This is a genomic window from bacterium (assembly GCA_016873475.1).
GTDB lineage: Bacteria > Krumholzibacteriota > Krumholzibacteriia > JACNKJ01 > JACNKJ01 > VGXI01.
The window spans coordinates 1-9,533 of the sequence record VGXI01000125.1; the positions used below are offsets into that span (position 1 = coordinate 1).

Consider the following 9,533-nt stretch of genomic DNA (forward strand, 5'->3'; position numbering starts at 1 on the left):
GGGGGCCAGCGGCTCGGTCAGCTCGCCGGCGACGGCGTAGGAGAGCTTGATCACTTCCGTCTCGAGCGGCAGGTACTCGCTGCGCTTGCGCTCGGCCGTGAGCAGCTCCATCTCCTCCTGGAGCAGGCTGCTGCGCGGCGCAACCCGCAGGACGCCGTACTCCTCCTTCACCGTGTAGCCGTTCGCGCTGCAGACCGCGGCCAGGGCCTCGCGCCAAGGCACGGCCGTCAGGTGCACCGAGACCTTGCCCTGCACTTCCTTGCCGGCGACGATGTTGACGCCCGCGAACTCGGAGAAGGCGTGCAGCAGGGTGCGGAACTCGGCGCCCCGCATCTCGAGCGTGATCGGCGCGCTGTCGCCCTTGGCGGGGCGCTTGCCGCTGAGCAGGAGCGGCTCGGGCTCGCGCTCGGCGCGCTTCGCGGCCGGCGTCTCCGCCTGGGCGAACTGCCGCGGCGCGGCCGTCGGCGCTGCTTCGCCGGTCAGTTCCTCGACCGCGGCGGCAAGGGTCAGCTCGCGGCCGAACTCGGGAGCGCCGCTCGGCGCGGATAGGGCCGGCGACTCGGCCGGGGCGCTGGCCGCAGGCGCCGGCTCGGCCACGACCGCTGCGCGCCTCTCGCCGGCCGGCGCGCTCGCGGCGCCGGTGGCCGGAGCGGACAGCGCGGCGAAGAGCGCCTCGCCGCTCGCGATGCCGCTGGCGGCGCTGGCGATGAGCGGCGCCGGTGCGCTCGCGGTCTCCGGCTCGGCTGTGGGCGTCGCCCCGGGCGCGGCCGGGGCGGCGGTCCAGACCACCTTCGGCTCCTCGGCGCGCGCCGGCTCCGTCGCCGCCGGGGCCGGCAGCTCGCTGGGCGGCGCCGGCAGCTCGGCGAAGAGCTGCTCGGCCGCCGTCGGCTCGAAGGGATCGCTGGCGACGAAGATCGGATCGCTGGCGGCGGCCGGGATCAGGGCCGGCAGCGGCGCCTCGCTCGCGGGGCTCGCCGCGCTCTCCCAGGCGGGGGGCGCCGGATCCTCGCTGGCCAAGAACACCGCGACGCTGGGCTCCGCGGGGGCCGCCACGGCCGATTCACGGTTCAGCCCGGAGAGGTCGGCCGGCCGCAGGGCGGGCGCGGCGGGCGCCTCGGCCACGGCAGCGGGCGCGGATGGCGCCGGCTGCGATTCCGCTGCCGGCGCGGCGGCGCTCGCCGTCGGGCTGAGGACGACGCGCAGGCTGCGCTCGCCCACTTCCGTGAGGAAGTTCTGCGCCGAGGCGAGGTCGAGCACGACGCGGGCCTTGAGGCCGCCCGGCTCTTCGGGCTCGTTCTGGCCGACGCGGATCCGCTGCAGCGCGCCTTCGCCCGGATAGCTGGCCTGCGCGAGCACGGTCCGCACGCCGGGGAAGTCGAGGACGATTCGGTCCGGCTCGCTCATCACGAGGTTACGGCTCTCGAAGGGGCCGTCGAAGCCGAGGATCAGCACGCCGTTCTCCCACTGCAGGGAGTCGAGCAGCGTGGCCGCCTGGGCTGACGGGCCGGTTGCGGCCAGGATGGCCAGCAGACCGGCGATCCTCATGGTCTTGACGAGCATCTCACTCTCCTTCCTTGGCGAGCTCCAGGCGGACCTGCTGCCGCGAGTCGCCGTTGCGCATCCAGGCGATGAGGGCCGCCTCGTCGATGGCGACGACCTGGCCCTCATCGATCGGGTCGCCCTTGGTCAGGGCGTAGCTGTCGCCGTTCTCGTCCTCCACCAGCGCGATGTAGCCGCCGTCGCGCAGGCGCACGATGCCGACCAGCACGGCGCTGCGCAGGTCGAGCTCGGCCGAGCTGCGCTTCGTCCCGACGGCGTAGTCGGGCAGCGCGAAGGGGTCGCGCGCCAGGCTGGCCTCGTAGGGCACGGTGCGCAGATCGAAGCGCTGGAGCGGAAAGACCTCTTCGGGCGGCGCCAGCGCGCTCGGCGTCGCCGGCGCGGGCGTCTCGGCGAGGGCCGGCAGCGCGCCGGCGAGCGCGCAGAGCGCCGCCAGCAGCAGGCCGGACGCGGGACGATCAACGCTTCGCATTGCTGGCCTCCTGGGCAGGCTTGGCCTTGGCGAGCTTGCCGGCCTTGGCGGAGGTCGCCTTGCCGCGCGCGGACGCACCGGGAGTCGCCGGTTCCGGAGCGGCGGCGACGGTGGCGACGGCGCCGGAGTCCATCATGTAGAGGGTGGCCTGGAAGGTAGCCTCGATGCTGCCGTCCTTGAAGCCGCCCTCGATGGTCTTGCGCTTGGAGGTTTCGTCGAGCCCCTTGAGCGTGAGCCCCTCCGTGCGGATCACCCGCGAGGCGTTGGCGACCTGGGCGATGAACTGGCCGACGTTGTGGTAGTCGCCGTGCACGCGCATCTCGATCGGCCGCGTCTGCACGCCCTCGCCGGGCGCCCCCGGGCCGGGCTGCAGGAGGTCGATCTTGACGCCGACCGCGCCGGCGAGGCGCGCGATCTCGCGCAAGAACTCGGGCATCTCCTCGGTGCGCGGCAGCAGCGCTTCGAGGCGCTGCCAGTCCTGCTGCATCTCGGCCATGCGGGATTGCAGAGCCTCGAGCCGCCCCGCCCGACTGCGGGCGATGCCCAGCTTGCGCTCCTGCTCGGCGAGCTCGGCCTCCAGACGCGTGATCTGCGCCCGTTTCACGCGATAGGTGAAGGGCAGCAGGGTGCTCCCGAAGAAGACATAGCCCAGCAGCAGCGTGATGAGGATCGTGAAGGCCCGCCGCTGGACGAGGGGATCCTGCAGGTTCATGACGTCTTGCCCTCGGGACTGGGTTCGGGTGCCGGCGCGGGCGGCGGGCCGCTGCCCCCCCAGGCCGCCGACACCGTGAAGAAGATCATCTGCTTCGTGCCGAGCAGGTTGCGCTCGGCCTTGACCAGCTGGACGGTGTTGAAGTTGCCGCTCAGCTCCATCGCCTTCATCAGGTCGGAGACCGGCTGGAAGCCTTCGGCGATGCCCTCGAGCGTACTCTTGTTGCCGCCCTGGCTGCGGCCGAGCTGCTTGAGCCAGAGGCCGGGCGGCAACACGAGGTTGACGGCGTTCAGCCACTCGACATTCTCGAAGCGGTGCACCTCGAGCTGCTTGAGGACATCCAGGCGCTGCGTGAGCAGGGCGCTCTGCACCTCGAGCTGCTCGATCGCCTTGGTCTGGCGGGCGAGGCGCTCCTCCTCCGCGTTCTGCTCGACGCGCTTCGCCTCGAGCGCCGCCAGGCGGCGGCTCTGCTGGAGGAAGGTGTAGGCCCCGGCCGCCACGATGAGGAAGGCGCCCAGGTAGATGGCGAGCGAGACCTTGCCGGGCACGCGCAGCTGGCGCTGGCGGGGCCGATCCTCGCTGGGCAGCAGGTTGATGCGAATCATGCGCTCACCTCCCGCAGACCGAGCCCGACCGCGACGCCGAGCAAGGCCGGCAGACCCAGCTCACGCATCTCGGATTCCATCGCGGGGTCCAGCTCGAGCGCGGCCAGGGGATCGACGGCCTTCACCGGCAGGCGCAGGCGCTCTTCGAGCCGCTCGCGCAGCACGGGCAGATTGCCGCCGCCGCCCGAGAGGAAGACGCCGCTGAGTTCCTCGACCTCGCCGGCCGAGCGCAGGTAGGCGAGGCTGCGCTCGAGGCCGACGGCGATCTCCTCGGCAAGGCGGGCGATCGTTTCCTGACCCGCCTCCTGCGGATGCGTGTTCTCGACGTTGTTCGTGCTGATCAGCTTCAGCGCGTCCTCGTAGGGGATCTCCAGGTCGCGCTGGAGGGCCTCGACGTACTGACCGCAGCCGACGCTGAAGTCCCGCGTGAACAGCGGGAAGCCCTCGCGGACGATGCTGACGTTCGTCACCTCGGAACCCACGTTCACCAGGGTGGCCAGGGGTTCCTCGCGACGCAGGCCCTCGTGCAGGTTCTGGATCGCGAAGGTATCGACGTCGATCACCGCGGGGCTGAGCCCGGCGTCGCGCAGCAGCGAGAGGTGCTCGTAGATCACCTCGCGCTTGGCGGCGACGAGCAGGACCTCCATCTTGCCGTCGCCGGCGTTGGGCTCGAGGAGCTGGAAGTCGAGGCTGACGTCCTCGATCTCGAAGGGGATGTGGCTGGAGGCCTCCATCTCGATGAGGGCCCGCGCTTCTTCGCTGCTCATCCGATCCATGAGCAGGCGCTTGACGATGACCGAGCGGCTGGAGACCGCGCTCACCACCTTGCCCTTCTTGATGCCCGCGTTTGCGAAGGCGGCCTCGATCGCTTCCAGCAGCAGATCCCTGTCCATGATCTCACCCTCGACGACCGCGTCCGGGGAGACATGGGAGGTGCCGTAGCGCAGAAGGCGCGGTCCGTTCTCGCCGCGGCCGATCTCGACGACCTTGACGAGCCGGCTGCCGATGTCGAGGGCGACCACGTGATCGCTCTCTTTCTTGAAGGGCAGCTTCATTTCACCTCCTGGGGAGCGGGGCGGCGGGCAATGCGCCAACCCGGCCGGACTCCGGTTGCACCTTCAGGGCTGCAAGCGACGTGCCATCCTTCCTCATGAGGGCGGAGGGTCGGGCGTCGTCGGGGGCTTCTGACTGCGCTCTAGCAGGATTGCTTCCAGACGGCGGACATTCTCGAGCGCGGCCTCGCGCACCCGGGGATGCTCGGCAGTTTCCGCCACCGCCAGCCACATTTCGCGGGCCAGCCGCGGATCGCCGCCGAGTTCGTCGATGCGGGCCACGAAATGCCTCCAGGCCGGGTGGGCGTCCGGGCAGCGCCCCGCCCGCGCGAAGGCGGCCCGTGCCTCCCGGTAGTTTTCGAGCCACAGGTAGTGGAAGAAGCCCTGCTCGTAGGGATAGACCCAGTAGGTCGGATTGGCCCGCTCCGCATAGGCCAGCCAGCGCAGGGCACCTGCGGGGTCCTGCATGTCCGTGGCGCGGACGACGGCCGCGAAGAGGGTGGCGCGGTGGAAGGCGGGGTCCAGGCGCAGGAGGCGCTCGACGCGCGCGTTGAAGCTCGCGAGGTCGTGCTGGCCGAGACGATAGCCGCCGTAGTACTGGAGCAGATCGAACCAGTAGTAGTCCGCGAGCAGCGCCTCGCTGCCGAGCAGCACGGCTTCCAGCGGCCGCTGGGGCTCCTGCTGGCGGATCAGCGGCGCCGGCTGGCTGAGCTGCGCGCCGGCGAGCAGCAGGAGGCTGAGCGCGACGAGGGCCAGCGAACGCGGCATCAGCGGATCTCGCGACGCGCGAAGATGGCCGCCGCTGCGCCGACGAGCGCCAGAAAGTAGAGCAGCGTGTAGCCCAGCGCGCCGAGCAGCGCCCCGGGGGCGGGCAGGTCGCCGCCGACCAGGCTGGTGCGCACGCGGTAGAGCTCCAGGTGCGGCAGCAGCCAGTGTGCGGCCAGGGCCAGCGCGCGCAGGAAGCCGCTCTCGGTCAGGGCCGCGAAGCGCAGGAGATCCGCCGAGAGGTGCCCGGCGGCGAAGACGGCGAGCGCGAGGAAGAGCGTCATCACCAGGCCGGTGAAGGTCGAGAAGAGGAGCACGATGCCGGCGAGCAGGCTCATCTCGAGGAACACGTAGAGCAGCGCCGTGCCGAGGCCCGGCAGGAGCGGCACCCGCGTCGCCCAGCCGATGGCGAGGTAGATCAGGGTCGCGGCGCCGATGACGAGGCCGAGTGTGCCGAGCAGGCCGGCCAGGCGCCCGAGCAGGTACTCCTGGCGCGAGATCGGCCGCGCCAGAACGCTCAGCCAGATGCCGCGCTCGCGCTCGCGGTGGAGCGTCCAGGCCCCCAGCACCAGCATCGTCAGCAGCGCCGAGGCGTGGATCCAGGCCAGGGCGGCGTCGTGAAATGTCTTCTCGCGCCCGCCCAGGGTGAGCGGCGCCATCAGGGCGAGGACGCCGAGAACGACGGCGCCCAGCCCGAGCAGGCTGTAGAGCAGGCGGTCGCGCAGGGCCTCGCGCAGGCTGGCCAGCGTGAGCACGACGACGTTCCTCATACGCGCTCCTTGTCGCGGTCGCGGTCGCGCGCGCGCGCGGGCTCGCTCACGGCCGCCGGCGCGGCGTCCTCGGCGATGCTGGCCAGGATCTCGGCGGCGGGCAGCTCACGGCGCTCGGCCAGCTCGAGGATCGGGATGCCCAGCGCGCTCCAGCGCTGCAGCAGGGTCTGGGCGCGCGCGAAGGACAGGCCGCGGTAGGCGGCGGTGTCGCCCTCGCGCACGCCCTCGAGGTCGGGCGCGTCCAGGCGCGCCTCCTTCGCCTTCTCGAAGGGAATGCGGATGTCCATCGCCAGCGGCAACGCGCCCACGGCGCCGAGGTCGATCTCCCGCCCGATGCGGCCCTCCGCCAGCACGCCCAGGCGATCGGCGAGCGTCTGCAGCTCCGTGAGGACATGACTGGAGACGATCATCGCCGTGCCGGCGCGCTTGTGTTCGAGGAGGATCTCGATCACGCGCTGCCGCTGCAGGGGATCGAGCGCAGTCAGCGGCTCATCGAGGATCAAGCGCTCGGGTCGCGCGAGCAGGGCCAGCGCGAGCGCCACGCGCTGCTGTGTGCCGCGGGAGAGCTGGCGCAACTCGCGGCGGCTGACGCCGCTGAGATCGAACTGCGCCGCCAGCCAGTCGACGCGGTTCCGCGTCGTCACCAGGCGCGAGGCGACGAGCGCGGCATGGAAGCGCATCAGCTCGCGCACGGTCAGGTTGGGCGGGAATTGCGGGTTCTCGGGGCAGTAGCCCAGGCGCAGGTGCACGTCGCGGTCGCCGGGGCGCCCGCCGAGGATGTGGATCGCGCCGCCATCGGGGCGCGCGAGGCCGGTGAGCAGGCGAAAGGTGGTGGTCTTGCCGGCGCCGTTGCGGCCAAGGAGGCCGTAGACCTCCCCGCGCTCGACGCGCAGGCCGAGTCCGCGCAGCACACATTGCCGGCGCCGCAGGCCGAGCCGATAGCTCTTGCGCAGATCCTCGACGCGCAGCAGCGCGGCGTCGCTCGTGCTCATGCTCGTGGCGCCTCCCCCGCTCGGCTGCGGTCACTTCTTCCCCGCAGCGGGCAGAAACTGACCATTATCGCCGCGAACGGCCCGTCTTGCCGGGCTGTCGCACGGGGCGTTCCAATCCGCAGGGAGCGGTCGCGCCCGACGCGTGGGGATCAGCCGTTGCTGAGGGTCTGGATGAGCAGGCCGCCGGTGCCGTAGCAGTTGAGGCGGTAGCGCTGCGCCGCGCCGACGGCGACCGGATCCTGGTAGTCGACGATTCCCTCGAGGGCACCGCCGCCGATCGAGAGCCCGACGCCGCCATTGAAGGGATTCGTGACGAGCACGTTGCCGGGCAGGTTGGCTTGGATGTCGGCCAGGGCCGTTGCGGCCGGCGGATAGCTGCCGAAGTTGCTGGCCGCGTAGGATTCGACGGCGAGCTGACAGGTGTGGGCGTTGCCCTTGACCGAGGCTTCCATGGCCCGATTGCGCATGCTGGTGAAGTTCATCGTCCCCATAGTGGCGAGGATACCGATGATCACGATGACGACCATCAGCTCGATGAGCGTGAAACCGCGACTCGATGTCAGGTGTCCACGCACAGGGGACCTCGAGAACTGGGGAAAAGAGGCGGCGGGAGCACCCAGCTCCCGCCGTCCACAGCACGGAACTACCCGTTGGAGAGCGTTAGCACGAGGGCGTTCGTCTTCCCGTAGCAGTTGAGCTGGTACATGTTCGCCACGCCGGTACCGGCGGGGTCCACGTAGTCAACCATGCCTTCGACAGCAGCACCGGTGCAGGTGAAGCCGTCACCGCCAGCGAAGGGATTGACGAAGGCGGCGCCACCGGGCATGGCGGCCTCGATCAGACCCTCATCCGCAACCGCGGGATAGATGCCGTTCGACTGCACGGCCAGGTCCTCGATCGCGAGCTGCGCCGTGTGGCCGTTCGACTTGACGGCCGCCTCACGGGCGCGATCCTGCATCGCGACGAAGTTCGGGATGGCGATGGCGGCCAGGATGCCGATGATCACCACCACGATCATGAGCTCGATCAGGGTGAAACCCTTGTTGGAAAACATCTGAGATACCTCCTGTTGGTCCGCCGAATCGGGCGCCGGTGGCTCCTTGTCGGTCCGGGCCCCTCAACGCAAGGGTGATGCCAAGCCCACCTTGCAGATTGGGGAGCCTCAAGCCGCGCGCTGGCCGAGGCTTGCGACTCCCGTTGCACCCTGCACGCGCGTCCCGCGACGCCGACCCGTGCAGATTGGGCCCCGCGGGGCCCGAGGGCTTCACTCCACCAGCACGCCATCGCGCGTTCGATCCAGGCCGTAGCGCTGGATCTTGCGATAGAGCGTGGACGCGTTGATGCCGAGGATGGAGCTGGCCTTCTTCTTCTGCCAGCCAGTGGACTCGAGGACCTGGAGGAGGTACTCCCGTTCCAGCTCCTCGAGCGTCGCGCGCGGCTTGCCCTCGAAGAAGGACTTCGCCCCGCGCTCCGGATTGCCCAGCAGCTTCTCCGGCAGCGAGTCGCGGTCGAGCGTCTCGCGCTCCTCCAGGAGCACCGTGCGCTCGAGGACGTTCTCCAGCTCGCGCACGTTGCCGGCCCAGTCGGACTCACAGAGCAGCTCCATCGCCTCCTTGCTGACGCCCTTGATCGGCAGGCCGCGCTTCTCGGCCAGGCGCTGGAGGAAGTGCCGCACGAGGAGCGGAATGTCCTCGCGCCGGTCGCGCAGGGGCGGCACCGTGAGCGGAATCACGTTGAGGCGGTAGTAGAGGTCCGGACGGAAAGTGCCGCGCTCGACCTCGGCCTCGAGGTCGCGGTTGGTGGCGGCGAGCACGCGCACGTCGACTTTGACGGGCGTCGTGCCGCCGACGGGCAGGAACTCGCGCTCCTGCAGGGCCCGCAGCAGCTTGACCTGGAGGGCGGGCGTGATCTCCCCCACCTCGTCCAGGAAAATCGTGCCGGACTCGGCGACCTTGAAGAGGCCCTCCTTGTCCCGGATGGCGCCGGTGAAGGAGCCCTTCACGTGGCCGAAGAGCTCGCTCTCGAGCAGGTTCTCGGGCAGCGCGCCGCAGTTGACGCCGACGAAGGGCTTGTCGGCGCGGCCGCTCATGAAGTGGATGGCGCGCGCGATCAGCTCCTTGCCGGTGCCGCTCTCGCCGCCGATGAGGATGGTGCTGTCGGTCGGCGCCACCTTGCGGACGATCGCGAAGATGCGCTGCATCGCCTCGCTGCTGCCGATGATCGATTCCAGCGAGGAATCGTCCTGGAGCTGGCGACGGAGTTGGACGTTCTCGCTCCTCACCTCGCGCAGCGCCAGCGCGTTGCGCACCACCATCTTGATCTCCTCGTTGCGCGCCTGTTTGATCAGGTAGTGGAAGGCGCCCTTGTTGACCGCCTCGATCGCCGTTTCCTGGCTGGCGTAGGCGGTCAGCAGGATGACCGGAATCGAGGCGTCGATCGCCTTGATGCCGGCGAGCAGCTGGATGCCGTCCATCTCCGGCATGCGGATATCGCTGATCACCAGGTCCGCGCGCCAGTTCTGCAGCTCGCGCAGGGCGGCCTTGCCGCTGGAGACGGCCCGGATCTCGTAGCCTTCCTTGGCCAGCATGATCGACAGGAAACGGATCAT

Annotated in this window: 11 protein-coding genes; all 11 read right to left on the reverse strand. The window is 70.5% G+C overall.

The window, feature by feature from the left end:
• The coding region (locus FJ251_10425) for an AMIN domain-containing protein (protein ID MBM4118135.1) at positions 1-1,668 on the reverse strand (1,668 nt) is incomplete at its 3' end.
• A complete protein-coding gene (locus tag FJ251_10430; protein ID MBM4118136.1) occupies positions 1,562-2,029 on the reverse strand; it encodes a pilus assembly protein PilP in 468 nt (155 codons plus the stop codon). The genes FJ251_10425 and FJ251_10430, both read right to left, overlap by 107 nt.
• Entirely contained in the window at positions 2,016-2,741 is a 726-nt protein-coding gene (locus FJ251_10435) for a hypothetical protein (GenBank protein MBM4118137.1), read from the reverse strand. Before FJ251_10435 ends, FJ251_10430 begins: the two co-directional genes overlap by 14 nt.
• The gene (locus tag FJ251_10440; GenBank protein ID MBM4118138.1) at positions 2,738-3,346 is read right to left on the reverse strand and encodes a hypothetical protein; all 609 of its coding nucleotides are present in this window, start codon (positions 3,344-3,346) and stop codon (positions 2,738-2,740) included. Before FJ251_10440 ends, FJ251_10435 begins: the two co-directional genes overlap by 4 nt.
• Positions 3,343-4,401, reverse strand: a complete 1,059-nt coding sequence (pilM, locus tag FJ251_10445) for a type IV pilus assembly protein PilM (protein MBM4118139.1) — start codon at positions 4,399-4,401, stop codon at positions 3,343-3,345. The genes FJ251_10440 and pilM overlap by 4 nt, the downstream gene beginning before the upstream one ends.
• Before the next feature lie 93 nt (positions 4,402-4,494).
• Positions 4,495-5,166, reverse strand: coding sequence for a hypothetical protein (locus FJ251_10450; GenBank protein MBM4118140.1), 672 nt, complete (start codon positions 5,164-5,166; stop codon positions 4,495-4,497).
• Positions 5,166-5,933 carry a hypothetical protein gene (locus FJ251_10455; GenBank protein ID MBM4118141.1) on the reverse strand — a complete coding sequence of 256 codons (768 nt, stop codon included), beginning with the start codon at positions 5,931-5,933 and terminating at the stop codon, positions 5,166-5,168. The genes FJ251_10450 and FJ251_10455 overlap by 1 nt, the downstream gene beginning before the upstream one ends.
• Positions 5,930-6,925 (reverse strand): ABC transporter ATP-binding protein, encoded by a 996-nt coding sequence (locus FJ251_10460; protein ID MBM4118142.1) that lies wholly within the window; start codon positions 6,923-6,925, stop codon positions 5,930-5,932. Before FJ251_10460 ends, FJ251_10455 begins: the two co-directional genes overlap by 4 nt.
• Positions 6,926-7,074: 149 nt before the next feature.
• Complete coding sequence (locus FJ251_10465) at positions 7,075-7,617, reverse strand: type II secretion system protein (protein MBM4118143.1); 543 nt, start codon at positions 7,615-7,617, stop codon at positions 7,075-7,077.
• On the reverse strand, positions 7,569-7,979 hold the full coding sequence (locus FJ251_10470; protein MBM4118144.1) for a type II secretion system protein: 411 nt from the start codon (positions 7,977-7,979) through the stop codon (positions 7,569-7,571). Before FJ251_10470 ends, FJ251_10465 begins: the two co-directional genes overlap by 49 nt.
• Before the next feature lie 210 nt (positions 7,980-8,189).
• Entirely contained in the window at positions 8,190-9,533 is a 1,344-nt protein-coding gene (locus FJ251_10475) for a sigma-54-dependent Fis family transcriptional regulator (protein MBM4118145.1), read from the reverse strand.